This window comes from Fusobacterium varium (assembly GCA_021531615.1).
Lineage (GTDB): Bacteria > Fusobacteriota > Fusobacteriia > Fusobacteriales > Fusobacteriaceae > Fusobacterium_A > Fusobacterium_A varium_C.
This window is the reverse complement of the sequence record JADYUE010000115.1, coordinates 1-275: the sequence shown is the minus strand read 5'-3', so window position 1 is coordinate 275 and position 275 is coordinate 1. Positions and strand designations below refer to the sequence as shown.

The following is a 275-nucleotide window of genomic DNA, read 5'->3' as shown; positions in this document are numbered from 1 at the left end:
AATTTAATAAAAAAAGCCAAAGAAAATAGGATAACCTATCTCTTTGGCTTCGTTGCCTTTCCAAATACACTTCTTTGTGTATTCATCAATTATTTATTTTTTATTTCAAACTCAACTGTTGTTCCTTCATTAAGTTTACTCTTTATTTCAAAAGATCCACCTAACTTATCTGTAACTAATCTTTCTACTATCATTAACCCTAAACTATTTTCTCTATATTTTTCTACATTCATTCCAACGCCATTGTCAGAAACAGTTATTTTAGAGAAAAAAGT

The 275-nt window shown here is 27.6% G+C and carries 1 protein-coding gene; it reads right to left on the bottom strand.

Annotation, left to right across the window (positions count from 1 at the left end; all coding sequences use genetic code 11):
- Positions 1-89: 89 nt before the first annotated feature.
- A partial coding sequence (locus I6E31_12560) for a sensor histidine kinase (protein MCF2640788.1) occupies positions 90-275 on the bottom strand: 186 nt, incomplete at its 5' end.